The organism is Xenophilus sp. Marseille-Q4582 (assembly GCF_916700565.1).
In the GTDB taxonomy this organism is placed as follows: domain Bacteria; phylum Pseudomonadota; class Gammaproteobacteria; order Burkholderiales; family Burkholderiaceae_C; genus Xenophilus.
Map to the genome: position 1 here is coordinate 374,629 of NZ_CAKAKO010000002.1, position 24,197 is coordinate 398,825.

Annotated in this window: 18 protein-coding genes and 1 pseudogene; 5 read left to right on the plus strand and 14 right to left on the minus strand. The window is 72.1% G+C overall.

The window, feature by feature from the left end; all coding sequences use genetic code 11:
• Positions 1-141: 141 nt before the first annotated feature.
• Positions 142-618, plus strand: coding sequence for an Lrp/AsnC family transcriptional regulator (locus LG388_RS07050; protein WP_225782157.1), 477 nt, complete (start codon positions 142-144; stop codon positions 616-618).
• 30 nt (positions 619-648) lie between these two features.
• On the opposite strand, the gene LG388_RS07055 is transcribed toward LG388_RS07050, so the two are convergent.
• The 5 genes from LG388_RS07055 to LG388_RS07075 are packed head-to-tail and all read right to left on the minus strand — an operon-like array spanning position 649 to position 6,235.
• Complete coding sequence (locus LG388_RS07055) at positions 649-1,821, minus strand: ABC transporter permease (protein WP_225782158.1); 1,173 nt, start codon at positions 1,819-1,821, stop codon at positions 649-651.
• Positions 1,818-3,005, minus strand: coding sequence for an ABC transporter permease (locus tag LG388_RS07060; protein WP_225782159.1), 1,188 nt, complete (start codon positions 3,003-3,005; stop codon positions 1,818-1,820). The genes LG388_RS07055 and LG388_RS07060 overlap by 4 nt, the downstream gene beginning before the upstream one ends.
• Positions 3,006-3,030: 25 nt before the next feature.
• Positions 3,031-4,026: an HlyD family secretion protein gene (locus LG388_RS07065; protein ID WP_225782160.1), complete on the minus strand. Its 996-nt coding sequence runs from the start codon at positions 4,024-4,026 to the stop codon at positions 3,031-3,033.
• Complete coding sequence (locus tag LG388_RS07070) at positions 4,023-5,486, minus strand: TolC family protein (RefSeq protein ID WP_225782161.1); 1,464 nt, start codon at positions 5,484-5,486, stop codon at positions 4,023-4,025. Before LG388_RS07070 ends, LG388_RS07065 begins: the two co-directional genes overlap by 4 nt.
• Positions 5,483-6,235, minus strand: coding sequence for a MerR family transcriptional regulator (locus LG388_RS07075; RefSeq protein ID WP_225782162.1), 753 nt, complete (start codon positions 6,233-6,235; stop codon positions 5,483-5,485). Before LG388_RS07075 ends, LG388_RS07070 begins: the two co-directional genes overlap by 4 nt.
• Positions 6,236-6,336: 101 nt before the next feature.
• Here LG388_RS07075 and LG388_RS07080 point away from each other — a divergent pair, with 101 nt between their 5' ends.
• Positions 6,337-7,965: an MFS transporter gene (locus LG388_RS07080; RefSeq protein ID WP_225782163.1), complete on the plus strand. Its 1,629-nt coding sequence runs from the start codon at positions 6,337-6,339 to the stop codon at positions 7,963-7,965.
• Positions 7,966-7,999: 34 nt separating this feature from the next.
• On the opposite strand, the gene LG388_RS07085 is transcribed toward LG388_RS07080, so the two are convergent.
• Together LG388_RS07085 and LG388_RS07090 are read right to left on the minus strand one after the other, a co-directional pair.
• Positions 8,000-8,821 (minus strand): biotin--[acetyl-CoA-carboxylase] ligase, encoded by an 822-nt coding sequence (locus LG388_RS07085; protein ID WP_225782164.1) that lies wholly within the window; start codon positions 8,819-8,821, stop codon positions 8,000-8,002.
• Positions 8,822-8,847: 26 nt separating this feature from the next.
• Positions 8,848-9,462: an SET domain-containing protein gene (locus LG388_RS07090; protein WP_225782747.1), complete on the minus strand. Its 615-nt coding sequence runs from the start codon at positions 9,460-9,462 to the stop codon at positions 8,848-8,850.
• Positions 9,463-9,784: 322 nt separating this feature from the next.
• On the opposite strand from LG388_RS07090, the gene LG388_RS07095 reads away from it, so the two are divergent.
• Complete coding sequence (locus LG388_RS07095; protein ID WP_225782165.1) at positions 9,785-12,736, plus strand: DNA topoisomerase III; 2,952 nt, start codon at positions 9,785-9,787, stop codon at positions 12,734-12,736.
• A 66-nt stretch (positions 12,737-12,802) separates the two neighbouring features.
• Positions 12,803-13,009, plus strand: a complete 207-nt coding sequence (locus LG388_RS07100; protein WP_225782166.1) for a hypothetical protein — start codon at positions 12,803-12,805, stop codon at positions 13,007-13,009.
• 33 nt (positions 13,010-13,042) lie between these two features.
• On the opposite strand, the gene LG388_RS07105 is transcribed toward LG388_RS07100, so the two are convergent.
• The 6 genes and pseudogenes from LG388_RS07105 to LG388_RS07130 all read right to left on the minus strand — a co-directional run bounded on the left by LG388_RS07105 (position 13,043) and on the right by LG388_RS07130 (position 20,201).
• Positions 13,043-14,224, minus strand: coding sequence for an acyl-CoA dehydrogenase family protein (locus LG388_RS07105; RefSeq protein ID WP_225782167.1), 1,182 nt, complete (start codon positions 14,222-14,224; stop codon positions 13,043-13,045).
• A gap of 61 nt (positions 14,225-14,285) precedes the next feature.
• Entirely contained in the window at positions 14,286-15,368 is a 1,083-nt protein-coding gene (locus tag LG388_RS07110; protein WP_225782168.1) for a CaiB/BaiF CoA-transferase family protein, read from the minus strand.
• A 146-nt stretch (positions 15,369-15,514) separates the two neighbouring features.
• A pseudogene (locus LG388_RS07115) lies at positions 15,515-17,179 on the minus strand (long-chain-fatty-acid--CoA ligase).
• A gap of 41 nt (positions 17,180-17,220) precedes the next feature.
• Positions 17,221-18,042 (minus strand): enoyl-CoA hydratase/isomerase family protein, encoded by an 822-nt coding sequence (locus tag LG388_RS07120; RefSeq protein ID WP_225782169.1) that lies wholly within the window; start codon positions 18,040-18,042, stop codon positions 17,221-17,223.
• Between the two features lie 106 nt (positions 18,043-18,148).
• Complete coding sequence (locus LG388_RS07125; protein ID WP_225782170.1) at positions 18,149-19,333, minus strand: acetyl-CoA C-acetyltransferase; 1,185 nt, start codon at positions 19,331-19,333, stop codon at positions 18,149-18,151.
• 73 nt (positions 19,334-19,406) lie between these two features.
• Complete coding sequence (locus tag LG388_RS07130) at positions 19,407-20,201, minus strand: SDR family NAD(P)-dependent oxidoreductase (RefSeq protein ID WP_225782171.1); 795 nt, start codon at positions 20,199-20,201, stop codon at positions 19,407-19,409.
• A 185-nt stretch (positions 20,202-20,386) separates the two neighbouring features.
• Between LG388_RS07130 and LG388_RS07135 the strand changes: the two genes are divergently transcribed.
• Positions 20,387-23,170: a LuxR C-terminal-related transcriptional regulator gene (locus tag LG388_RS07135; protein WP_225782172.1), complete on the plus strand. Its 2,784-nt coding sequence runs from the start codon at positions 20,387-20,389 to the stop codon at positions 23,168-23,170.
• Between the two features lie 10 nt (positions 23,171-23,180).
• Here the strand turns inward: LG388_RS07135 and LG388_RS07140 are convergent, their stop codons facing one another.
• Positions 23,181-24,071, minus strand: coding sequence for a gamma-glutamyl-gamma-aminobutyrate hydrolase family protein (locus LG388_RS07140; RefSeq protein ID WP_225782173.1), 891 nt, complete (start codon positions 24,069-24,071; stop codon positions 23,181-23,183).
• Positions 24,072-24,197: the final 126 nt, after the last annotated feature.

The following is a 24,197-nucleotide window of genomic DNA, read 5'->3' on the forward strand; positions in this document are numbered from 1 at the left end:
CCTGGCGGTGGGGTCTGCGCCCGGGTCGGGCGCGAGGCCCATGATGCTTGCAAAGTGTATGCCTGCGTGTCAGACAGGTGTTTGCTTTTCATGCCCTCCAAAACGAGAATCCAGAAAGATTCTTTCTATTTAGTGCCATTTATGGAAACACTTGATGGTTTTGACCTGGCCATCCTGCAAGAACTGCAGGCCGACGGCCGCCTGACCAATGCCGAGCTGGCCCAGCGCGTGGGCCTGTCGGCCGCGCCCTGCTGGCGCCGCGTGCGGGCGCTGGAGGAGGCCGGTTTCATCAAGGGCTACCACGCCGAGATCGACCGCCGCAAGATCGGCCTGGGCGTGCTGGCCTTCGTGCGGCTGGACACCGAGCGCGCCACCAGCGAGGTCACGAAGAAGATCGAGGCCGCGATCCGCGAACTGCCCGAGGTCATCGCCTGCCACTACATCAGCGGCACCGGCATGTTCGAGCTGCAGGTCGTGGCGCAGGACCTGGACGCCTTCTCGCGCTTCGCGCTCAACAGCCTCATGCACCTGCCCAACGTGAAGGACCTGCACACCAGCTTCTCGCTGGGCGAGGTCAAGGCCAGCCATGCGCTGCCGCTGGGGCACCTGCGCAAGTAGAAGCCGGGTGCTGCGCCGCCGCCGCGCTTCTCAGGTGCGCTGCGGCCGCCCCACCCACAGCAGTGCCGCCGCGGCTAGCGCGCCCAGGACCGCCAGATTGGCCAGCCAGGGCCATACGGCCGCCAGCGGCGCGCCCATCTGGTTCAGCCGCAGCGAGGCCTGGACGGCCGCGGTGCTGGGCAGCACGTGGGCCAGCCACCGCAGCGCGGGCGGCAGCGCCTCGGCCGGCCAGGTGAAGCCGGCCACGAAAACCATGGGCAGGGCAGTGAACAGCAGCACCTGCAGCGCGCGTTCGCGATTGCGCAGCCAGCAGCCCAGCAGCAGGCCGATCGTGCACACGGCGGGCACGTACAAGCCCAGCAGCACCAGCGCGCCCGGCAGGTTGGCGCCGCGCGGATAGTCCTGCAGCCAGAACATCCAGCCGAAGAAGAAAGCGCCGGTGGCCAGCCCGCAGGCCGTGAGAGCGGCGATGCGGCCCGCCCAGGCCGCGGCGCGCGCGCGCAGGCGCCCGGCCTCGGCCCAGGTGCCGGCCAGCATGGCGGCGCCGATGAGCAGGGTCTGCTGCAGGATCAGCAGCGCCACTGCCGGCACCACGTAGCTGCCATAGCCCTCCGTGGGGTTGAACAGCGGCGCCATCTGCAGCACCAGCGGGCTGCGGCTGGCCGCCGCCTGCGACGGCCCCTGGCCGCCCGCTTCCAGCCGCCGGATCTCCGCCCCCGCCGAGACCGTGCCCACCGCTTCCGCGAAGCCATAGGCCACGGCCTTGTTGAGCAGCGCGTAGGCGCCGTTGCCCTCCACGGGCACGACCACCGACTGGCCGCGCAGCACGTCGCGGCGCAGGTCGCGCGGCAGCAGGGCATAGCCCTCGATCTCGCCGCGCCACAGCGCCGCGCGAGCCTCGCCGACGTCGGCGGTGACCAGGCGCACGTCGATGCGCGGGTTGGCCTGCGCGAAGCGGGTGATCTGGCGCGACAGCGCGCTGTGGTCCTGGTCCACCACGGCCACCGGCACGCGTTGCACGGCTTCGGTGCCGTAGGGCCAGGGGTAGAAGAAGCCGTAGATCAGCGGCGCGGCCAGCAGGATCAGCAGCACGCCGCTGTCGCCCAGCACGGTCCGCAGCGTGTGCGCGAAGGCGGCGCCGAAGCCGGTGCGCTCGCGGCCGGCCGTGCCGGCTGCGTGCGCGTCGAGAGCCGCACTGCTCATCGGCGCCCCCAGCTTTGCGGTGCGCGCGCGGCCCGGCCCAGCAGCGCGGCCGACGCGGCCAGCAGCGCCGCCGTGGCCAGCAGCATCGCCAGCGGCGCGGCCAGCGAGACGGCCAGCGGCGCGCCCATCTGCAACTGCTGCACCTGCACGCGCGCGTAGTGCGTGTAGGGCAGGGCCTGCGCCCAGGCGCGCGCGCCGAAGGACATGGCGCCCAGCGGAAAGCCGATGCCGCCGAAGGCGAAGGCGGGCGCGGTGAGGAAGGCCGTGGCCGAAAGGGCCAGGCGCAGCGAGCGCCCGAGCGCCGCCGCGAAGGCGCCCATCGCCACCGACAGCGCCATGAAGACGGCCAGCGCCAGCATCGTCCAGCCCAGCGAGCCGGCCGGGTGCCAGCCGCGCCCCACCGTCAGGGCGGTGAGCGCGAGCAGCCCCACGGCCGTGAGCAGCACCCAGGCCGGCAGGAGCTTGCCCGCCAGCGCCGCCAGCGTGCCGGCCCAGCCCGGCGCCCCGCCCACGCAGGCTTGCAGCCAGCGGCCCAGACTGCGGTCGCGCAGTTCGCGGCCCACGGCCCAGGCGCCAGCCGTCATGGCCAGGATGTGCAGCAGCGCCGGCACCAGCGCCGAGGCCAGGAACTGCTCGTAGTTGGTGGCGGTGTTGAACAGCGCCACGGGCGCGGCGCGCAACGGCTCCAGGGCCTGCCGCGCGGCGGCCGGGGACTGGCCGCGCCGCATGCGCGCATTCAGCTCGATGCCGGCCGAGGCGGTGGCCACGACGGCGCGCACGTCGCGCTGGATCATGCTGGAATGCGTGCCCAGCTGCGCGTTGTGCAGCAGCAGCACCTGGCCCGCGCGGCCGTGCTTGACCTCGCGCGCCAGCCCGCGCGGCAGCTGCACCGCCGCCTGCACGCGCCCGGCGACCAGGGCGCGCTGCATCTGCGCCTCGTCGGCCCAGCGCTCGGCCACGTGCAGGCCGGGGGTGGCGTCCAGCAGGCGCACCAGCTGGCGCGACAGGGAGGAGTGGTCCTGGTCCAGCACGCCGATGGGCAGCCGCGTGGGCACGCCGGTCGAGAAGGTCCACAGCAGCAACAGCGCCGCCAGCGCCGGCACCCAGCTCACCAGGGCCAGTTCCCAGGGCTGCGCGCGCAGGCGCTGCGTCTCAAGGCGCAGGCTGGTGCGGAAGGCGGACATCGGCCGGACGGTGTGCGGGATCGGCTCAGTCCACCAGCACGCTCATGCCGGGGCGCGCGCCTTCGATGGGCTGCAGCGGCCGTGCGCGAACCTCGAAGGTGCGCATGTCGAAGCCCGAGCCCGCGCGCGTGGCGCGCCAGGTGGCGAAGTCGGGCAGGGGGGCGCTGTAGCTGACCTTGAAGCGTGCCCGCGCGTCTTCGCCCAGGGCCGGCAGGCGGGCGTCGAACTCGCTGCCCATGGCAAAGCGCGACAGCCGGTCTTCGCGCACGTTGAGCACCACCCACTGGTCCTGCAGGTCCACCACCGTGAGGGCGGCCACGCCCTGCGGCAGCAGCTCGCCCACGCGGGCCAGCACCTTGGCCACTTCGCCGGCCACGGGGCTGCGCAGCTCGGTTTCGGCGCGCGCGGCCTCCACCTCCTGCACCATGCCGCCCACCTGCCGCGCCTGGGCGGCGGCGGCGTCGCGGTCTTCGGTGCGCGCGCCCTGGCGGGCCATGTCGTACTGCGCCCGCGCGGCGGCGGCGGCGTCGCGCGAGGCCTTCCAGTTGGCTTCGGCCTCGTCGCGCTTTTGCCGCGCCACCAGGCCCTCGCGCGCGAGGTTGTCCACGCGCACGAAGGAGGTGCGGGCCAGCTCGGCCGCCGTCTGCGCGCGCTGCCACTGCATGCGCGCCATTTCCACTTCCTGTGGGCGCGCGCCGTGCTCGGCCTTGCGGGCCACGGCCTGCGCGGCCTCCTCGGCCGCGCGCGCCTGCGCCATCTTGGCCGCCACCTCGGGGGCGTCCAGGCGCAGGAGCAGGCTGCCGGCCTCGATGCGCTCGCCCTCGCGCACCTTCAGCTCGGCCACGCGGCCGGTCACCTTGCCGGCGACGTCGGTTTCCTGCGCCTCCATCTGGCCCTGGATGGGCTCGGGCGCGGGCCGGCTGGCCTGCCACAGCCCCCAGCCCAGCAGCCCCGCCACCAGCAGGATGCCTGCGATGACGCCCAGCCCTGGGCGCTTGCCGTTGTTCTCGTGTTCGTTCATGGGGTGTCCAGCCGGATGTCGGCGCGGGCGATGTAATCGGGCAGGCGCTCGCTCAGGCCCGCGCTGCCCAGCAGCTGGGCCAGCGCCTGCACGTAGTCGTTGGCCGCCTGGGCGCGCTCGGTGCGCACCTTGGCCAGGTTGGTTTCGGCATCGATCAGGTCCAGCGTGGTGCTGGTGCCTTCGCGCAGGCCGGCCACGCGCAGCCGCTGCATTTCCAGCGCCAGATCCTCCCCGGACTGCAGGGCCAGGAAGTGGCGGCGCGCGTTCTCCACGGCGCGCCAGTGGCGCTCCACCAGCAGCGCGATGTCGGTGCGCGCCTGGGCGCCGGTGTGCTGCGCCTGCTCCACCTGCTTGAGAGAGGCGGCGGCCAGCGCATCGCGGTTCACCGCGTCGTACAGGGTCCAGCGCAGGCTCAGGCCGGCCACCCAGTCGGCGCTGCCGCTGCGCAGTTCGCGCGTGCCGAAGGCCACCAGATGCGGCCGGCGCAGGGCTTCCTCGCCCGCGTGCAGCTGTTCGGCCTGCTGCTTCTTGGCCGCCACCTTCGCCAGGCCGGGGTGGCGCGCGAGCGCCTGCTCGACGAAAAAGTCCAGCGGCTCGATGGGCTGGCTGAGCACGAACAGCGGCGTGGCCGGACGCACCGCGCCTTGCATGCGCAGGCTGCGCGCCAGGGCGGTGGCGGCCAGCTGGGCATCGTCCTCGGCCTTGGCCGCCTGGCGGCGCGCGTCTTCGCTGGCCGCCAGGGCCTGCAGCCGTTCCACGCGCGAGATCACGCCGGCCGCCAGCATCTTCTGCGCGGCCTGGTCGTGCTGCGCCACGGTCTCGGCCGCGCGGGCGCGCAGGTCGGCCGCGCGGCGGGCCAGCTGGGCGCCGAAGTAGCGCTGCGCGAGCTGGGCCTCTGCCTCCAGCCCGGCCTGCTGCGCATCGGCCCGCGCCTCGTCGCCCTGGGCCTGCACCACGCCGCGCGCCGCGTCGGCCGCGCCGCCCATGTAGATCGGCCAGAGGGCGGAGACGGAAGCGTTGGCGCCCTCGTCGCGGCGCCGCAGCGTATAGCTGCTCGGCAGGGCCGGCAGCCCCGCGAGCATGCCCTGCAGCAGCGGCGGAAAGCGCTGTTCGAGCTGCTCCACGCGCTGGTTCAGCGCCGAGAGGTACAGCCCCAGGCTGAGGTTGTAGGCGTAGGCCGTGCCGCCCAGGCTGAGCACCGGGCCGCCCAGGCGTTTCAGGCCCTCGGCCTGCAGGTCCTTGGCCTGCACGCCGGCTTGCGCGGCGGCCAGGGCGTCGGAGCGGTCCAGCACGTACACGCGCGCGGCCTCGTAGCTCAGGGCGGGCTCCTGGGCCTGGGCCGCGCCCAGCCCCAGCAGGGCCGGCATGCAGGCTGCCGCCCATGCCCGCCGCGCGCGCATGGAACGGCCTTCGCCTGCGGCTGCGGTGCGGGCACCTTCGGGCGGCCGGGCGGCGCTCATTGGACAACCTCCCCGCGCCGCGCCAGCAGGCGGTCCAGCTCCTGCTGCAGCACCACCGGAAAGGCGGCCTGCGCCGCGCCCGTGGCCAGCCCGCGCGCGTTCGCGAGCAGGCTGCGCACCTGCGCGGGGTCGGGCCGGGGCTGGGCCAGCACGGTGTCGATGAGCGTGCGCAGCCAGCGCCGCGCCATGGTGCGCAGCGCGCGCACCAGCGTTTCCTGCATGGCAATGGCCTGCTCGGCCGACAGGCCCAGCGCGGCCAGCTGTTCGCCGATGCGGCCCAGCGCCGGGCTCAGCAACTCCACGCGCCCGTCGGGCAGGGTGCGCATCAGGCCGGTGCGCGTGGCACGCGCCAGCAGCCCCGGCGTGAGCTGGCCGGCCCACTTGGCGGCCAGTTCCTGCGGCGTGACGGCCACCGGCGTCTCGTCGGCGAACAGGCTGCCGGACAGCGATTCGGCCACCGCCACCAGCTCGCGCCAGGACGAGGCAGGCGCGCGCTCGAAAATGCGGCGGATGGCCTCGATGCCGAAGCCCTGGGCGCGCAGCGCGCGGATCACCTCCAGCCGCTGCAGGTGGTCGGCGCCGTACAGGCCCAGCCGCCCGCGCAGCGCGGGCGGCGGCAGCAGGCCGGCCGAGCCGTACGCACGGATGTTGCGCACCGTCAGGCCGCTGCGCGCCGCCAGCTCCTCGATGGGCCAGGACGGCGGCGGGCTCGCCGCCCCGGGCCGGGATGCGCTCAGTGCGTCGTTCATCATGTAACATTAACGATGTCGCATTCCGATGTCAAGCCGGAATGCGGGAAGCGCCGCGCCGTGTGCGGCGGATGGTGGCCAAAGGCGACAATCGGCCGCGCATGCCACCCATCCATCCGCAGGAGACACCCCCCCAAGCCGTCCTGAAGCCGCCTCGCCGCTCGCTGGCGGCGCTGGAGCCGCTGCGCGCTCCCGTGTTCCGCCTGCTGTGGACCACCTGGCTCATGGCCAACGTCTGCATGTGGATGAGCGACGTGGCCTCGGCCTGGATGATGACCACGCTCACCACCTCGCCGATCTGGGTGGCGCTGGTGCAGACGGCTTCCACGCTGCCGGTCTTCCTGCTGGGCATCCCGAGTGGCGCGCTGGCCGACATTCTGGACCGCCGGCGCTGGCTGGTGGCCACCCAGTTCTGGCTGGCCGGCACGGCCGTGGTGCTGTGCGGCGCCATCGCCCTGGACCTGATCAACGCGCCGCTGCTGCTGGCCCTCACCTTTGCCAACGGCATCGGGCTGGCGCTGCGCTGGCCGGTGTTCTCGGCCATCGTGCCGGAGCTGGTCACGCGGCCCATGCTGCCGGCCGCCATGGGCCTGAACGGCATCGCGATGAACGCCTCGCGCATCATCGGCCCGCTGGTCGCCGGCGCGCTGATCGCCAGCGCCGGCACGGTGTGGGTGTTCGTGCTCAACGCGCTGCTGTCCATCGCCTCGGGCTTCGTCATCCTGCGCTGGCGGCGCGAGCAGCGCCCGCAGCCGCTGGGCCGCGAGCGGCTCATCAGTGCGATGCGCGTGGGCGTGCAGTTCGTGCGCCAGTCGCCGCGCATGCGCGCCGTGCTGGTGCGCGTGGCCGTGTCCTTCCTGCATTCCTCGGCCGTGATGGCCCTGCTGCCGCTGGTGGCGCGCGGCCTGCAAGGCGGCGGCGCCGGCACTTTCACGCTGCTGCTGGCTTCCATGGGGGCCGGCGCCATCGTCGCCGTGCTGTGCCTGCCGCGGCTGCGCCAGCGCTGGACGCGCGACCCGCTGGTGCTGCGCGGCACGCTGCTGCTGTCGCTGTCCACGGCCACGGTGGCGGTGGCGCCCCACGTCGGGGTGGCGGTGCTGGGCTGCTTCTTCTGCGGTGCGGCCTGGATCACGGTGGCCAATTCGCTGTCGGTCTCGGCCCAGCTCTCGCTGCCCGACTGGGTGCGCGCGCGCGGCATGTCCATGTACCAGATGGGCATCATGGGCGCGAGCGCCATCGGCGCCGCGTTGTGGGGGCAGGTCGCGACGGTGAGTTCGCTGTCCGCCAGCCTGCTGGTGGCCAGCGTGAGCGGGCTGCTGAGCATGGCGCTGGTGCTGCGCTACGTGACCGACGGGCCCGGCGAGGACGACCTGAGCCCGGCGCAGGCCGGCTGGGCCGCGCGCCCGCCGCCCGAGGCGCCGGGCGAATCGGGCCAGGTGGTGGTGATGGTGGAATACATCATCGACCCGGCCCGCGCGCGCGCCTTCCGCGTCGTGATGCAGCAGACCCGCCGCGCGCGCCTGAGCGAGGGCGCCATCGCCTGGGAGCTGCTGCACGACGTGGGCCAGCCCGAGCGCTACGTCGAGCAGATCGTGGACGAATCCTGGACCGAGCACCTGCGCCGCTTCAACCGCGCCACGGCCGCCGACCTGGCGCTGCGCGAGCGGCGCCTGGCCTTCCACAAGGGCGAAGGGCTGCCGGTGGTGACGCGCTACGTGGTGCAGCGCTGAGGCGGCAGGGCGGCGCGCTTTGCGCGTTGAAGCCCTACAGCGCCATGCCGCGCGGCCGCACGCTGACCTCGGCGCTGCTGATCTCTTCCAGCCCCCGCGTCGTGCGCACCCGCAGTTCGCCGCCCGGGCCCACACCCTCGCAGCGGCCCTCGCGGCCGTCGCTCAGGTGCACGTCCTGGCCCGCGAGCGCGTCGCGTGCGGCAAAGCGCGCCAGCACCGGCGCGAAGCCGGCGTCTTCGAAGCGCCGCACTTCGTCGACCAGCGCCGGCGCCAGGGCCTGCAAGGCGCTCAGCGGCGTGGCGCCGGGCTGCCATTGGCGCACCCAGGCGGGCGGCGTGCGCATGTCCGTGCCGGGCCGCTCGCCAATGTTCAGGCCGATGCCGATCACCACGTAGCGCGCTGCGTGCCCGGCGGGCAGCGAGGCGGTCTCGATCAGGATGCCGGCCAGCTTGCGCTGCTGCGCCCACAGGTCGTTGGGCCACTTGAGCTGCACGCCGGCGCGGCCGTCCGGGTCCAGCGATTCGGCCGCGCTCACGCCCACGGCCAGCGACAGGCCCGACCAGTCGCGCGGCGCCAGCGGCAGGCCCAGCGAGAAGGTCAGCGAGGCGGCCGGGTCGTGCGCCTGCTGCGCGCTCTGCCAGGCGCGGCCCAGGCGGCCGCGGCCGGCCGTCTGGCGCTGCGCCACCAGCAGCACGGGCGCCGCATCGCCGGCGCGCGCGCGGCGCATCAGCTCGACGTTGGTGGAGTCCACTTCCTCGCGCCATTCCAGCGTGAGCCCGGGCCAGGCCTGCGCCAGCGCTGCGCGCAGGGGCTGCAGCTGGGTATCGGTGGGCGGGAGCGTTGCGGCGTCGGTCACGGCAGGGCGTGCAGGGGGCGGTCCAGTCAGTCCGAAGAGGCCTCGTCGGCCTTCTTCCTGGCCTTCTTTTTCTTGTCCTTCTTGCCCTTGCCCTTGCCCTTGGACTTGCCTTCGGAGCGGACCTTGTCCGCCTTCCTGCCCTGCTTTTCCTTCCTCTTCTTCTTGGCCTTCTTCTTGTCCTGGCCCGGCACGTCGCCGCCTTCGTTGGGCGACAGCAGCGTGCCGCGGCAGTTGGCGCTGCCGCACCAGCAGGGAAAATCGGCCAGCAGCTCGGGCGTGTAGGGCTCGTCGATGACCAGGCCGTAGTCGTAGTTCAGTTCCTGCCCGGCCGGGATGTCGCGCAGCGCCTTGATGAAGATGCGGCCGTCCTGCTCGTCGGCCTCGCAGTTGGGCTCGCACGAATGGTTGATCCACTTCGCGTCGTTGCCGTTCACGCCGCCGTCGATGACATGCTTGTCGTCGATGTGGAAGTAGAAGGTGTGGTTGGGCTGCGACGGGTCGTGCGGATGGCGGCGCAGCGCTTCCTTCCAGCTGATGACCTCGCCGGTGTATTCCAGCAGCAGCTCGCCGGCCTTCAGGTCGGCCACGGCGAACACGCCGTTGCCATGCACTTCCGAGCGGCGCATTTCGACGCGCGCCATCGGCGCCCCGGGCTCCGCGGCGGCAGTGCGCGCGGCGGGCAGGTGGGGCGTGCCGGCCCCTGCGCCCTCGGCCTTGAGAGGTGTGCCGCGCTTGCGCGCCGGGCGTGCCGGCGGGGCTTCGGCGGCGGCGGGCGATGCTGAGGGCGAAGTGGGGGATTTGGAGGGCATCGCCGAGTTCTGATAGCTTGAATAGGCACACAGGCGCGTGTGTGCGCGTGTACGTGCACGCGCGAGAGGCGCCGAGTATAGAGACGCCGCGTGACCGGCCGCCGGGCAATTCCGCCCCGCCGCACGCGGCCATGACAGAGAAGCTGGAACCCAGATGACGAAGACCTTGGTGATTGCGGAGAAGCCGTCGGTGGCGCAGGACATCGTGCGTGCGCTCACGCCCGTGAGCGGCAAGTTCGACAAGCACGACGAGCATTTCGAGAACGAGCAGTACGTCGTGACGAGCGCGGTGGGCCACCTGGTGGAGATCCAGGCGCCGGAGCAGTACGACGTCAAGCGCGGCAAGTGGAGCTTCGCGCACCTGCCGGTGATCCCGCCGCATTTCGACCTCAAACCCGTGGACAAGACCAAGACCCGGCTGAACGCCGTGGTCAAGCAGGCCCGCCGCAAGGACGTGACCCAGCTCGTGAACGCCTGCGACGCGGGCCGCGAGGGGGAGCTGATCTTCCGCCTGATCGAGCAGTACGCCGGCGGCAACAAGCCGCTGGGCAAGCCGGTCAAGCGCCTGTGGCTGCAATCGATGACGCCGCAGGCGATTCGCGAGGGCTTCGAATCGCTGCGCAGCGAGCAGCAGATGCAGGGCCTGGCCGACGCCGCGCGCTCGCGCTCGGAGGCCGACTGGCTGGTCGGCATCAACGGCACGCGCGCCATGACGGCCTTCAACTCGCGCGACGGCGGCTTCTTCCTGACCACGGTGGGCCGCGTGCAGACGCCCACGCTGTCGGTGGTGGTGGAGCGCGAGGAACAGATCCGCAAGTTCGTGAGCCGCGACTACTGGGAAATCCACGGCGTGTTCCAGGCCGAGGCCGGCGCGTATCCCGGCAAGTGGTTCGACCCGGCCTGGAAGAAGGCCAACGCGCCCCTGCTGCCCAGCGGCGACCCCGACCCGGAATGGAAGGCCGACCGCGTCTGGAGCGAGGCCGAGGCGCGCGCCATCGCCGACGCCGCGCGCGGCCAGCCGGCCACGGTGACGGAAGAGAGCAAGCCCAGCACCCAGGCCAGCGGCCTGCTGTTCGACCTCACTTCGCTGCAGCGCGAGGCCAACAGCCGCTTCGGCTTCTCGGCCAAGACCACGCTGGCGCTGGCCCAGAGCCTGTACGAGCGCCACAAGGCCCTGACCTACCCGCGCACGGACTCGCGCGCCCTGCCCGAGGACTACCTGCCGGTGGTCAAGGACACGATGAAGATGCTGGCCGCCAGCGGCATGCGCCACCTGGCGCCCTTCGCGCAGCAGGCCATCGACGGCAACTACGTCAAGCCCAGCAAGCGCGTGTTCGACAACGCCAAGGTGTCGGACCACTTCGCCATCATCCCCACCCTGCAGGCGCCCAGCGGCCTGTCCGAGGCCGAGCAGCGGCTGTACGACTTCGTGGTGCGGCGCTTCCTGGCGGTGTTCTTCCCGAGCGCGGAATTCCAGGTCACCACCCGCATCAGCACGGTGGAGCGCGACGCGAAGAAATACAGCTTCCGCTCCGACGGCAAGGTGCTGGTCAAGCCGGGCTGGATGGCCATCTACGGCAAGGAAGCCGTGAGCGAGGACGACGAGAAGGACGGCAAGAACCTGGTGTCGGTCAAGCCCGGCGAGACGGTGCGGGCCGAGTCCGTCGACACCAAGGGCCTCAAGACCCGCCCGCCGGCACGCTATTCCGAAGCCACGCTGCTGGGCGCCATGGAAGGCGCGGGCAAGTGGATCGAGGACGACGAGCTGCGCGAAGCCATGCAGGAGAAAGGCCTGGGCACGCCGGCCACGCGCGCGGCCATCATCGAAGGCCTGCTGACCGAAAAATACATGCTGCGCGAAGGCCGCGAGCTGATCCCCACGGCCAAGGCCTTCCAGCTCATGACCCTGCTGCGCGGCCTGGGCGTGGAAGAGCTGTCGCGCGCCGAGCTCACGGGCGAGTGGGAGTACAAGCTCTCGCAGATGGAAAAGGGCCAGCTCAGCCGCGACGCCTTCATGCGCGAGATCGCGCAGATGACCGAGCACATCGTCAAGAAGGCCAAGGAATACGACCGCGACACCGTGCCCGGCGACTACGCGACGCTCGAGGCGCCCTGCCCCAACTGCGGCGGCGTGGTCAAGGAGAACTACCGCCGCTATGCCTGCGCCGGCAAGAGCGGCGCGGGCACGGACAGCTGCGGCTTCTCCTTCACCAAGTCGCCGGCCGGCCGCACTTTCGAAGTCGCCGAGGCCGAGGCCCTGGTGCGCGACAAGCACATCGGCCCGCTCGAAGGCTTCCGTTCCAAGGCCGGCTGGCCCTTCGTGGCCGAGATCAACCTGGCCTACAACGAGGAAGACAGGAACTTCAAGCTGGAGTTCGACTTCGGCGACGACGGCAAGGACCCGGCCGAGACCGGCGAGATCGTGGACTTCGGCGGCCAGGCGAGCCTGGGGCCGTGCCCCAAGTGCCGCGGCCGCGTGTTCAAGCTGGGCGCCAACTACGTGTGCGAGCATGCCGTGCCCACGGCCGCGCAGGCCACCCCCAGCTGCGACTTCAAGACCGGCCAGATCATCCTGCAGCAGCCAGTGGACGAGGCGCAGATCCACAAGCTGCTGACCGAAGGCAAGACCGACCTGCTCGACAAGTTCGTGAGCATGCGCACGCGCCGCACCTTCAAGGCCTTCCTGGTCTGGAACAAGGACGAGGGCAAGGTCACCTTCGAATTCGAGCCGCGCACGAGCAAATTCCCGCCGCGCAAGACGGCCGGCGCCGCACGCGCGCGCGCCGCCGCTGCGAAGAAAACGCCTGCGACCAAGAAGGCACCGGCTGCCAAGAAGGCGGCAGCGCCCAAGGCACCCCGCAAGGCCGCGGCCGGCACGGGCCTCAAGCCCAGCGCCGACCTGGCGGCCGTGATCGGCGCCGAGCCCGTGCTGCGCACCGAGGCGACCAAGAAACTGTGGGACTACATCAAGGCCCAGGGCCTGCAGGACCCGCAGGACAAGCGCAGCATCCGGGCCGATGCCAAGCTGCAGGCCGTGTTCGGCAAGCCCAGCGCGACCATGTTCGAGCTGGCCGGCATCCTGGGCAAGCACCTGTCTTCAGAATGAGCGTGACAGCCCTTGGCGCGCACGGGCTGTTACGCCCCGCCGGCGGGCCCGGCCTATAGTGGCCGCATGAACATGAACCGCCTTGTGCGCCTGCCGCGCGTGTCCGTGCCGGCCGGTGTGATCGCCGTGCTGGCCCTGGCCGCCACGCTTGCCGGCTGCGCCGGCACCGCGCCGGCCGATGGCAGCCCCCGTGCGGACCGCAGCGGTGTCGAGGTCTTCGGCACCATCGATGCCGGGGTGAGCCGCACCACCAACAAGTCCGAGCGGCGCTGAGCGCGCCGCCTTTGGCCTCGGGTCGCGCGACGCTCACAGCGCCCGCGCGATCACTTCCTTCATGATCTCGCTGGTGCCACCGTAGATGCGCTGCACCCGCGCGTCGGCGTACATGCGCGTCACCAGGTATTCGTTCATGAAGCCGTAGCCGCCGTGCAGCTGCACCAGCTCGTCGAGCACGCGGCCCTGCGCTTCCGAACCCCAGAGCTTGGCCATGGAGGCCGTGGCCGTGTCGAGCTGGCCGGCCACCAGCTGCTCCACGCAGCGGTCGATGAAGGCGCGGCCGACCTGGATCTGCGTCGCCACCTCGGCCAGCTTGAAGCGCGTGTTCTGGAACTCCGCGATCGGCTTGCCGAAGGCCTGGCGTTCGCGCACGTAGGCCAGGGTGGCTTCGTAGGCGCCTTCCATGCATGCCAGCGCGCTCAGGCCGATGATCAGCCGCTCGTAGGGCAGGTCGCCCATGAGCTGGAAGAAGCCCTGGCCCTCCCGGCCGCCGAGCAGGCTGTCGGCCGGCACGCGCACGCCGTCGAAGAACAGTTCCGAGGTGTCCTGCGCCTTCATGCCCATCTTGTCGAGCACGCGGCCGACCTGGAAGCCCGCGCGATGCATGCCGCCCTCCTCGTCGTCCTTCGGCCCCCGCTCTGTCTCGACGATCAGGATCGAGGTGCCGCGCGCGCCCTGCGACGGGTCCGTCTTGCACACGACCAGGATCAGCCCCGCGAGGTAGCCGTTGGTGATGAAGGTCTTGCTGCCCTCGATCACGTAGCTGTCGCCGTCCCGGGTCGCGCGGGTGCGAACGCCCTGCAGGTCCGAGCCCGCGCCGGGTTCGGTCATCGCGATCGCGCCCACCAGCTCGCCGCGCGCCATGCGCGGCAGGTACTGGCGCTTCTGCGCCTCGGTGCCGTGGTTGAGCAGGTAGTGCGCGACGATGGAATGCACCGAATTGCTCAGGCCCGTGAGGCCGCGGCGCGCCATCTCTTCATGGATCACGGCCTCGTGGCGGAAGTCGCCGCCCCCGCCGCCGTAGGCCTCGGGGATGTCGGTGCACAGCAGGCCCAGCGCGCCCGCGCGGCGCCAGAGCGCATGGCCCACGTGGCCGCGCTGGCGGGCGGCCGCGTCCTGGGGCTGCATCTCGGTCTCGATGAAGCGCGCGGCCGTGGCGCGCAGCGCCTCCAGTTCCTCGTTGCTCCACGAGCGGGTGAAGGACAGGGGCATGGATGGATCTCCGTGGGTCGCGGGGGGAGGGCCGGGCAGGCGAGGCAGGCGGCGGGCTGGCTCAGGGCCGCGCGCCCCAGGCGGCCAGCGCATCGGCCAGGGTCCGGGCCTGCGGCGCGGCAGGCGCCGTGGGCGTGCTGCGCGAAAAGCGCGGCGCCGGCGCAGGCTGCACCACGCCTGCCACCTCGGTGAAGGTGCCGCGCGCGCGGTTGTGCGCATGCTGCGGCGCTTCGTCCCAATCGAGCACGGGCGCGAAGCAGGCGTCGGTGCCTTCGAGCAGCGCGCACCACTCGTCGCGGGTGCGCGTGCGGAAGATGTCGGCCAGCCGCAGCTTCAGCAGCGGCCAGCGCGCGGCGTCCATCTGGCCGTCGAACAGCGGGTCCTGGATGCCGCAGCGCTCGCGCAGCTCGGCATAGAACTGCGGCTCGATGGCGCCGACGGCCACGTACTTGCCGTCGGCGCAAGCGTAGGTGTCGTAGAAATGCGCGCCGCCGTCGAGCATGTTCTCGCCGCGCTGGTTGCTCCACTGGCCCTTGGCCTTGAAGCCGTACATGAAGGCCGAGAGCAGGGCGGTGCCATCGGTCATGGCGGCGTCGATCACCTGGCCCTGGCCGCTGCGGCCGGCCTCGTGCAGCGCGGCCAGCAGGCCCACCGCCAGCAGCATGCCGCCGCCGCCGAAGTCGCCCACGTAGTTCAGCGGCGGCACGGGCGCCTGGTCGGCGCGGCCGATGGCATGCAGCGCGCCCGAGATGGCGATGTAGTTGATGTCGTGCCCCGCGGCCTTCGCCAGTGGCCCGTGCTGGCCCCAGCCCGTCATGCGGCCGTAGACCAGGCGCGGGTTGCGCGCCAGGCAGGCTTCGGGCCCCAGGCCCAGGCGCTCCATCACGCCGGGGCGGAAGCCCTCCACCAGCAGGTCGGCCTTGTCGATCAGCCCCAGGGCCGCCGCCTGGCCTTCGGCGCTGCGCAGGTCGACCTCGACCTGTGCGCGGCTGCGCGTCGTGATGTCCTTCGGGTCCACCGGCGTGCCGGGCCGCACGAGGCGCAGCACCTCGGCACCGAGGTCGGCCAGCAGCATGGCGCAGAAGGGCCCGGGCCCGAGGCCCGCGAACTCGACCACCCGGATGCCGTGCAAAGGACCTGCCATAACTCGTGTCTCCTCGATGCGGCGCACGGGGCGCCGGCGCGATTGCATGATGGTCCAAGGGTAGCGCGCGGCCTATCGTCGCAATGGACGAATGTGCGACAGGAGCGCCGATGGGCCCCGGGCGCCCGCGATGCGCAGCCCAGCCTTCAGGTCCCGGGCAGGCGGTAGTCCCGGTACTGCTCGCGCAGCTTTGTCTTGAGCAGCTTGCCGGTGGCCGTGTGCGGCAGCTCCTTCACGAAAACCACGTCGTCGGGCAGCCACCATTTGGCGATGCGCGTGGACAGGAAATCGAGCACCGAAGCCTTGTCGACGGCATGCCCTTCACGCGGCACGACGATGAGCAGCGGGCGCTCCTGCCACTTGGGATGGGCCACGCCGATGATGGCGGCCTCGGCCACGCCCGGATGGCCCATGGCGGCGTTCTCCACGTCGATGGACGAGATCCACTCGCCGCCGGACTTGATGACGTCCTTGGCGCGGTCCACGAGCTGCAGGAAGCCGTCGGCGTCGAGGGTCGCCACGTCGCCGGTGCAGAAGTAGCCTTCCTCGTCGATGGGCGAGCCGCCTTCGCCCTTGAAATAGCCGCTCGCGATCCAGGGCCCGCGCACGCGCAGGTGCCCGCGCGATTCGCCGTCCCAGGGCTGCACCTGGCCGGCATCGTCCACCAGCTTGAGGTCCACGCCCCACACGCCGCGGCCCTGCTTGAGCTTGATCTTCAATCGCTCTTCCTCGGGCAGCGCATCGTGCTTGGGCAGCAGCTGGCTGATGACGCCGATGGGGCTGGTCTCCGTCATGCCCCAGCCCTGCACCACCTCGGCGCCGAACTGCCGTTCGAAGCGCTCCAGCATGGCCCGTGGCACGGCCGCGCCGCCGATGCCGATGCGCCGGATGCCCAGCTGGCGCGGGTCGATCTCGGGGTGCGCGTCCAGGTACTGGAAGAGCATCAGCCAGACCGTGGGCACGCCCTGCGAGAACGTGACTTTCTCATCGCGCATCAGCGTGTAGACGCTCTGCCCGTCCAGGTGCGGGCCGGGCAGCACCAGCCGGCAGCCCGCCATCGCCGCCGCATAGGGCGTGCCCCAGGCGTTGGCATGGAACATGGGCACGATCAGCATCACCGTCTCGCGCGAACTCAGGCCGAAGCTGTCGGGCGCCAGCTCCATCAGCGAATGCAGCAGCGTGGAGCGGTGCGAATACAGCACGCCCTTGGGGTTGCCCGTGGTGCCCGAGGTGTAGCAGAGCGAGGAGGCCGAGCGCTCGTCGAACTCGGGCCAGGCGAAGACGTCCGGCTGGTTGCCGATCAGGTCGTCCCAGCAGTGCAACTGCGTGCCGGGCGGGATCTCGATCTGCGGCATCGTGGCGCGCGTGCACATGCAGAGGTAGTGCTTCACCGTCTGGAGTTGCGGCGCGAGCTTCTGGACCAGCGGCGCGAAGCTCGTGTCGAAGCACAGCACCTAGTCTTCGGCATGGTTCACGATGTAGTCGATCTGCTCGGGGAACAGGCGCGGGTTGACGGTGTGCAGCACCGCGCCCGCGCCCGAGACGCCGAAGTACAGCGCCAGGTGGCGGTAGCTGTTCCAGGCCAGCGTGCCCACGCGTTCGCCGCGTTGCACGCCCAGCGCGGCCAGCGCATGGGCCACGCGGCAGGCCTCGCGCCGCACACCGGCCCAGTCGGTGCGGTGCAGCGTGCCGTCCTTCGCCTCGGGCAGGCGCGAGACGATCTCGGTGTGCGGATGGAAGCGCGCCGCATGCTCGATCAGCGACGAGATCATCAGCGGGCGGTCCTGCATCAGGCCGAAGAGGGGAGTCATGCCGGGCTCCTGTACAAGAAAGAGGGGCGAAGTCGGAGGGCTCAGTGGCGGCCGGGGAAGGCCGGCGGTCGCCTGGCGGCGAAGGCTTGCACCCCCTCGTTGAAAGCCGGCCCGCCCACCAGTTCGCGCTGCCGCTCCGATTCGTAGTGCAGCTGCTGCGCCAGCGTGTGCGTGGCGGCCGCGTCCAGCGCGCGGCGCGCCTCCAGCACGGCATGGGCCGGCAGCCGGGCCAGCCGGCCGGCCAGGGCCAGCGCCTCGTCGGCCAGCGCGGCATCGGGCACCTGCGCCCAGGCCAGGCCCCAGTCCACGGCCTGCGCGGCGGCGATGCGGCCGTCGAGCAGCGCGGCGCCCAGCGCACGCGCGCGGCCGGCGCGTCGCTCCAGGAACCAGGTGGAGCCCAGGTCGGGCACGATGCCCAGCCGCGGCAGGAAAGGGAAGTACAGGTAGGCGCTGTCGGCCATCAGCGTGAAGTCGCCGGCCAGCGCCAGCCCCGCGCCGGCACCGGCGGCCGCACCGTTGACCGCGCAGACCACGGGCACGGGCAGCTGCTGCAGGTCCAGCACCAGCCGGTTCGAGAGCTGCTGCATGGTGTCGGCCGTGCGGTCGCCCACGCTGCGCGCGTCGGCAGCATCGGGCGCGCTGCCGATGGACGAGAGATCGGCGCCCACGCAGAAGCCGCGGCCTTCGCCCGTGAGCACCAGCGCGCGCAGGCTGCGGTCCTGCGCCACCTCGGCCAGCTGCGCGCGCAGCTGCTCTTGAAGAGGAATGCTCAGCGGGTTGAGGCGTGCCGCGTCGCACAGGGCGATGACGGCCACTTCGCCGTCGCGTTGCAGGCGCACCAGCGCCGCCGGGGTGTCAGGCATGGTCGGGTCTCCGGGAACGGATGGGAAGCTCGGCCCTCGGGGCCGTGGTGCCTCATGAATTTCTCAGGGCACCCGAGGAACTGGCTTTGCCAGGCCTCTGGGTGCCTCACAATTTCTCGATGATGGTGACGTTGGCCATGCCCCCGCCTTCGCACATCGTTTGCAGGCCGTAGCGGCCGCCGCGCTGGTGCAGCGCATGCACCAGCGTGGTCATGAGCTTGGTGCCTGAGGCGCCCAGCGGATGGCCCAGCGCGATGGCGCCGCCGTTCACGTTGAGCCGCGCCGGGTCGGCGCCCGTCACCTGCAGCCAGGCCAGCGGCACGGGCGCGAAGGCCTCGTTGACCTCGAAAAGGTCGATGTCGTCGACCGTCATGCCGGCCTTCTGCAGCGCCCGCTGCGTGGCCGGGATGGGCGCCTCCAGCATGATCACGGGGTCGTGCCCCATCACGCTCATGTGGTGGATGCGCGCCAGCGGCTGCACGCCCAGGGCCTTGAGGCCGCGCTCGTTCACCACCATCAGGCCGGTGGCGCCGTCGGCGATCTGGCTGGCGGTGGCGGCCGTGCAGCGCCCGCCCTCGGCGATCAGCTTCACGCCTGCGATGCCTTCCAGCGTGGCGTTGAAGCGGATGCCTTCGTCCACCGTGTGCGGCTGACCTTCGTCCTCGGCGTCGCCTTCGGCGCTGCGCACGGCGATGGGCAGGATCTCCTGCTTGAAATGGCCGGCCTGCGTGGCGGCCACGGCGCGCTGGTGGCTCAGCAGCGCGTAGGCATCCAGCTGGTCTTTGGACAGCTCGTACTTCTTCGCGATCATCTCGGCGCCCATGAACTGGCTGAACTCGATGCCGGGGTAGCGCTTCTGGATCGCCGGGCTCATGTAGAAGCCCATGCCGGCCTTGCGCGGCATCTCGCTGGTGGCGAACATGGGCACGCGCGTCATGCTTTCCACGCCCGCGGCGATCACCACGTCCATGGCGCCGCTCATCACGGCCTGGGCCGCGAAATGGATCGCCTGCTGCGACGAGCCGCACTGCCGGTCCACCGAGGTGCCGGGCACCGACTCGGGCAGCGACGACGCCAGCACCGCGTTGCGCGCCACGTTGATGCCCTGCTCGGCGGTCTGGCTCACGCAGCCCAGGATCACGTCGTCGATCAGCGCCGGGTCGGCGCCCGTGCGGCGCACCAGCTCGTCGATGACCTGCGCCGCCAGATCGACCGGGTGCCAGCCCGCGAGCTTGCCCTTGCGCTTGCCGGCCGCGGTGCGCGTGGCGGCGACGATGAATGCTTCTGCCATGGGAGTCTCCTGAAAGTGGGCCGAGGCCGCGCGGCCCCGGCGATGCATCGACAAGGAAAAGAGGAAGGCCGCCTCAGCGCGGCGCCATGCGGATCGCGCCGTCCAGCCGCACGCATTCGCCGTTGAAGTAGCGGTTCGTGATCATGGCCTCGGCCAGCTGCGCGTACTCGTCGGGATGGCCCAGGCGCTTGGGGAAGGGCACCGAGGCGGCCAGCGCGGCTTTCACGTTGTCGGGCGCGCCCTGCAGCAGCGGCGTGTCGAAGATGCCCGGCAGGATGGTGTTGACGCGGATGCCCTCGCCCATGAGGTCGCGCGCGATGGGCAGCGTCATGCCCACGATGCCGGCCTTGCTGGCCGAATAGCTGGCCTGGCCCATCTGGCCGTCCACCGCCGCCACCGAGGCGGTGTTGACGATGGCGCCGCGCTCGCCCGAGTGCAGGTCGTCCGCCAGCGGCTCCAGGCTCAGCATGCCGGCCGCGCTCTTGGCGATGCAGCGGAAGGTGCCGACCAGGTTGATCTGGATGATGCGGTCGAAGTTGGCGAGCGGAAAGTGCTTGATCTCGCCCGTGGCCTTGTCGCGGCTGGCGGTCTTCACGGCGTTGCCGGTGCCCGCGCAGTTGACCAGGATGCGCTCCTGGCCATGCGCCGCGCGCGCCTTCGCAAAGCCGGCATCGACCTGCTCCTCCTTCGTCACGTCGACGGCGCAGAACACGCCGCCGATCTCGCGCCCCAGCGCCTCGCCCTGCGCGGCGTTGAGGTCGAACAGCGCCACCTTCACGCCATGGCTGGCCAGCCGGCGCGCGGTGGCCGCGCCCAGGCCCGAGGCACCCCCGGTGACGACGGCGGCAATGCGGGAATCGAGTTGCATGGGTGACAGGTCCTCGGGAAGCAGGGAGGCAGGGAAACAGAGGCGCCGCTGCGCCGGCCGTGTCGGCAGTCTGTGGGAAGACCCCGGCTTGCCGCCATCGTCCAAAGCGACGAAATTCCGGGGCTGTCGCGCGGCACCTGTCCGCGCTTTGGATGTGCGGCTCTGTTCCAGGGCGGCGGATGCGCATGCGACCGGACCTTTCCACCCCTTCTCCTGCCTCGCCCTTTGGCCCCGGCTTCGTGCCCGCGGCGCGCCTGCATCCGCCCGGCGCGCCCGCGGCCCAGGTGGTGCGCCAGGCCATCACGGGGCGGCTGGGGCAGGCGCTGGGGGCGCGGCTGATCCTGGTGCGCGCGCCCGCGGGCTTCGGCAAGACCACGGCCATGCGCCAGTTGCGCGAGCGCTTCCAGGCGGCGGGCCTGGCGACGGCCTGGCTCACGCTCGATGCGGCCGACAACGACGCGCCGCGCTTCCTGCGCAGCCTGGGCTGCGCGCTGCAGCTGCTCGACGCCGAGGGCGAGGCGCCTTCCGCCGCGTCCTTTGCCGCGCCACTCGCGCCGCCCGATGCGCTGGCGCTGCTGCAGGCGCTGGCGCGCGAGGACCGGCCTTTCGCGCTGTTCCTCGACGATTTCGAACTGCTGCAGGGCGAGGCCGTGACGGCGCTGGTGCGCCAGATCGCCGAGCAGCTGCCGGCGCGCGCGCACCTGGTGATCGGCTCGCGCGCCCTGCCCGAACTGGGCCTGGGCCGGCTGCGCGCGCGCGGGCAGCTGCTGGAAATCGACGCCGGCCTGCTGCGCTTCTCGCTGGCCGAGGCCGAGGAGTTCTTCCGCCTGCGCGGGCTGCCGCTGCCGCGCGAGGCGCTGGCGCAGCTGTGGCGCAAGACTGAGGGCTGGGCCGGGGCGCTGTGGCTGGCCTCGCTGGCGCTGGAGCGCCATGGCGCCCCCGACGAGTTCGTGGCGCGCTTCTCGGGTTCCGACCGCGCCGTGGCCGACTACCTGGCCGAGGACGTGCTCGCGCGCCAGCCGCCCGAGGTGCGCGACTTCCTGCTGCGCACCAGCATCCTGCGCACGCTGGAGGCGCCCGCCTGCGCGGCGCTGGTGCCGCAGGTGGACGGCCTGGCCATGCTGGAGCGGCTGGCGGCCGCGCACCTGTTCCTGGCGCCCACGGAGGCGGGCGCGCAGAGCTGGCGTTACCACAGCCTGTTCGCCGACTTCCTGCGCGCGCAGCTGGCGCGCGAGCAGCCCCAGCGCCTGGCCCAGCTGCACCTGGCGGCCTCGGGCTGGTACGAATCGCAGCAGCGCCCCGTGCCGGCCATCGAGCATGCGCTGCAGGGCGGCGACCCGCCGCATGCGCTGCACCTGCTGGAGCGCCATGCCGAAGACCTGCTGGCGCAGGGCCGCATGCGGCTGCTGGCGCGCTGGTTCGCGGCGCTGCCAGCGCCCCTGCTTGAAGGCCGCCCCCTGCTGCAGGCCGTGGCGGTCTGCGCCGACACCTTCACCCATGGGGGCTGGAGCGCACAGCAGCGGCTGGACGCCTGCCAGGCCGAGCTGGCGGCGGGCGATGCGGCCGTGCAAGCGCACCTGAACGCGCTGCGCCCGCTGCTGCTGACCATGATGGACCGCGTGGAGGAGGCGCTGCCCCTGGGCCAGGCCGCGCTGGCCCGGCTGCCCAGCAGCCGGCCCTTTGCCGACAACATGCTGGCCAATGCCATGGCCCATGTGCTGTCGGCGTCCGGCCAGCCCGAGGCGGCGCGCCAATGGCTGGACACCGCACACCGCACCCAGGGCGGCAGCCTGTTCAGCCGCATGTACACCGAGGCGATGGAAGGCGTGTTCGACCTGCAGGCCGGCCGCCTGCGCCAGGCCGCCGCGCGCATCCGCATGGCGCTGGCCGCCACGCCGCGCGCCGCGCCGTACAACCCCACGCATGGCAATGCCTGGGCCGGCGTGCTGCATGCGGGCGTGCTCTATGAAGGCCATGACACCGACGGCGCCGACCACCTGCTGAGCGTGTACCTGCCGCTGGCGCGCGACGTGGGCCTGCCCGACCACCTGATCGCCAGCTACCGCATGCGCGCGCGCATCGCCTTCCTGCGCGGCGACGTGGACGGCGCCTTCGGCCTGCTGACCGAGCTGGACTACCTGGGCCATGCGCGCCAGCTGCCGCGCGTGAGCGCCAGTGCGCGGCTGGAGCAGGCGCGCATCTTCGTGCTGCAGGGCCAGCGCGAGGCCGCGGCCGAGGCGCTGGCGCGCGCCGACGACGCGCCGGTGTGGGAGCGCGTGGGCCGCATGCGCTTTGCCGCCCATGAGGTGGAGGACCTGCTCATCGGCCGCCTGCGCTGGCGACTGCATTTCGAACCCGCCCGGCCGGCGCTGGCCGCGGACCTGGCGGCGCGGGCCGCGCAGGCCGAATCGCAGGCGCGCGGCCACCGCGTGCTCAAGCTGCGCACGCTGCAGGCTTTGGCCGAGGCGCGCGCGGGGCAGCAGGCGGCCGCCTGCGCCACGCTGCGCGAGGTGCTGGGCACCACCGCGCGCGAAGGCTTCATGCGGCTGCTGCTGGACGAAGGCGGCCTGCTCCTGGCGCCGCTGCAGTCGGTGCAGCGCGCCCTGCAGCAGGCGCCCGCGGCGCAGGCCGACCCGGTCGTCGCCGACCACGTGCGCCAGTTGCTGGCGGCCTTGGGCGAAGCGGGCGAGGGCGCGGACCCCGCCGACATGCCGCAAGCCACCGGTGCCGACGGGGCGCCAGGCGCGGCGCCACGGGGCGGCCCGGCCTGGCTGGAGCCGCTGACGCGCAAGGAGCTGCGCGTGCTGGACCTGCTGGCCGCGGGCTACTCCAATGCGGCCATGGCCGAAAAGCTCTTCGTGTCCGACAGCACCGTGCGCACGCACCTGCGGCACATCAACGCCAAGCTGGGCGCGCGCAACCGCACCCAGGCCGTGGCGCTCGCGCGCCAGGCGGGCATGGTGCGCTGAGAAGGCGCGTTCAGCGGCGCAGCAGGGCCTGGCGCAGCAGGCGCGAGGCGCGGTCGCGGATGCGGCCCGGGATGCCGTGCACGCCGCTGCGCCGCGGCTGCACGCGGGCGGTGGCGCAGGCCCACAGGAAGTCGTGCAGGATCGGCTCGCCGTTCAGGGTGTCGGTGCTGCCGTACTTGTGGAACTCCGGGTGCCACTGCGTGGCCGCGATGTAGCTGCGGCCGCGGTCGGGCCGGCGGCGGATGGCTTCGGGCACGCGGTCGGGCAGGCTCCAGGCCTCGACCTCGAAGTCCTCGGCCAGGCCCTTGATGCCCTGGTGGTGGATGCTGTTGACGCGCGCGGTGCGCGTGTCGGGAAAGAGCCGGGCCAGGCGCGTGCCATCCACGATCTCGATCTCGTGGAAGTTCTGGTCGTAGGTGACCGGGTCGCGGTGCCTGAGCGTTTCGGGGTGGCCGTGCTGCTCCTCGATGTCCTGGTACAGCGTGCCGCCGAAGGCCACGTTGATCAGCTGCAACCCGCGGCAGACGCCGAAGATGGGCTTGCCGGCCTGGGCGAAGGCTTCCACCAGCGCCATGTCGTACAGGTCGCGGATGCGGTCGCCGATCCAGGCGTCCTTGAGCGGCACTTCGCCATAGCTGCCGGGCCAGACGTCGGCGCCGCCATGCATGACCACGCCGTCCAGCCATTCGGCGTAATGGGCCAGGCTGGTGTCGCCGCGCGCGGTGTCGCCGGTCGGGCAGGGCACCATCACCACCATGGCGCCGGCCGACATCAGCCAGTGTGCGATGGACTGCTCGACGTATTGCAGCGTCTTGTTGGTGAACAGCGAGCGGGCGGGGTCGGCGTGCGAGAAGCAGGCCGACAGGCCGATCTTGAGGCGGGCAGAGACGGGCTGCGTCATACGGTTGAGTGTGGGCGTCAAGCGCAAAGTTCATTGTGCGCGCACGGCCCTTCGGCCGGGTGTCAGCCGACGCCACCCAGTATGCTTGCCGCCACGGTGCCGCGCCGGCCCGATGCCCCGGCTCGA

Coding starts and splice junctions, on each gene's coding strand:
- LG388_RS07075 (WP_225782162.1), bottom strand. CDS start 6,235: ATGAACGACGCACTGAGCGCATCCCGGCCCGGGGCGGCGAGCCCGCCG.
- LG388_RS07105 (WP_225782167.1), bottom strand. CDS start 14,224: ATGCCCCTGTCCTTCACCCGCTCGTGGAGCAACGAGGAACTGGAGGCG.
- LG388_RS07055 (WP_225782158.1), bottom strand. CDS start 1,821: ATGAGCAGTGCGGCTCTCGACGCGCACGCAGCCGGCACGGCCGGCCGC.
- LG388_RS07110 (WP_225782168.1), bottom strand. CDS start 15,368: ATGGCAGGTCCTTTGCACGGCATCCGGGTGGTCGAGTTCGCGGGCCTC.
- LG388_RS07080 (WP_225782163.1), top strand. CDS start 6,337: ATGCCACCCATCCATCCGCAGGAGACACCCCCCCAAGCCGTCCTGAAG.
- LG388_RS07135 (WP_225782172.1), top strand. CDS start 20,387: ATGCGACCGGACCTTTCCACCCCTTCTCCTGCCTCGCCCTTTGGCCCC.
- LG388_RS07130 (WP_225782171.1), bottom strand. CDS start 20,201: ATGCAACTCGATTCCCGCATTGCCGCCGTCGTCACCGGGGGTGCCTCG.
- LG388_RS07095 (WP_225782165.1), top strand. CDS start 9,785: ATGACGAAGACCTTGGTGATTGCGGAGAAGCCGTCGGTGGCGCAGGAC.
- LG388_RS07125 (WP_225782170.1), bottom strand. CDS start 19,333: ATGGCAGAAGCATTCATCGTCGCCGCCACGCGCACCGCGGCCGGCAAG.
- LG388_RS07050 (WP_225782157.1), top strand. CDS start 142: ATGGAAACACTTGATGGTTTTGACCTGGCCATCCTGCAAGAACTGCAG.
- LG388_RS07100 (WP_225782166.1), top strand. CDS start 12,803: ATGAACATGAACCGCCTTGTGCGCCTGCCGCGCGTGTCCGTGCCGGCC.
- LG388_RS07090 (WP_225782747.1), bottom strand. CDS start 9,462: ATGGCGCGCGTCGAAATGCGCCGCTCGGAAGTGCATGGCAACGGCGTG.
- LG388_RS07140 (WP_225782173.1), bottom strand. CDS start 24,071: ATGACGCAGCCCGTCTCTGCCCGCCTCAAGATCGGCCTGTCGGCCTGC.
- LG388_RS07070 (WP_225782161.1), bottom strand. CDS start 5,486: ATGAGCGCCGCCCGGCCGCCCGAAGGTGCCCGCACCGCAGCCGCAGGC.
- LG388_RS07065 (WP_225782160.1), bottom strand. CDS start 4,026: ATGAACGAACACGAGAACAACGGCAAGCGCCCAGGGCTGGGCGTCATC.
- LG388_RS07120 (WP_225782169.1), bottom strand. CDS start 18,042: ATGCCTGACACCCCGGCGGCGCTGGTGCGCCTGCAACGCGACGGCGAA.
- LG388_RS07060 (WP_225782159.1), bottom strand. CDS start 3,005: ATGTCCGCCTTCCGCACCAGCCTGCGCCTTGAGACGCAGCGCCTGCGC.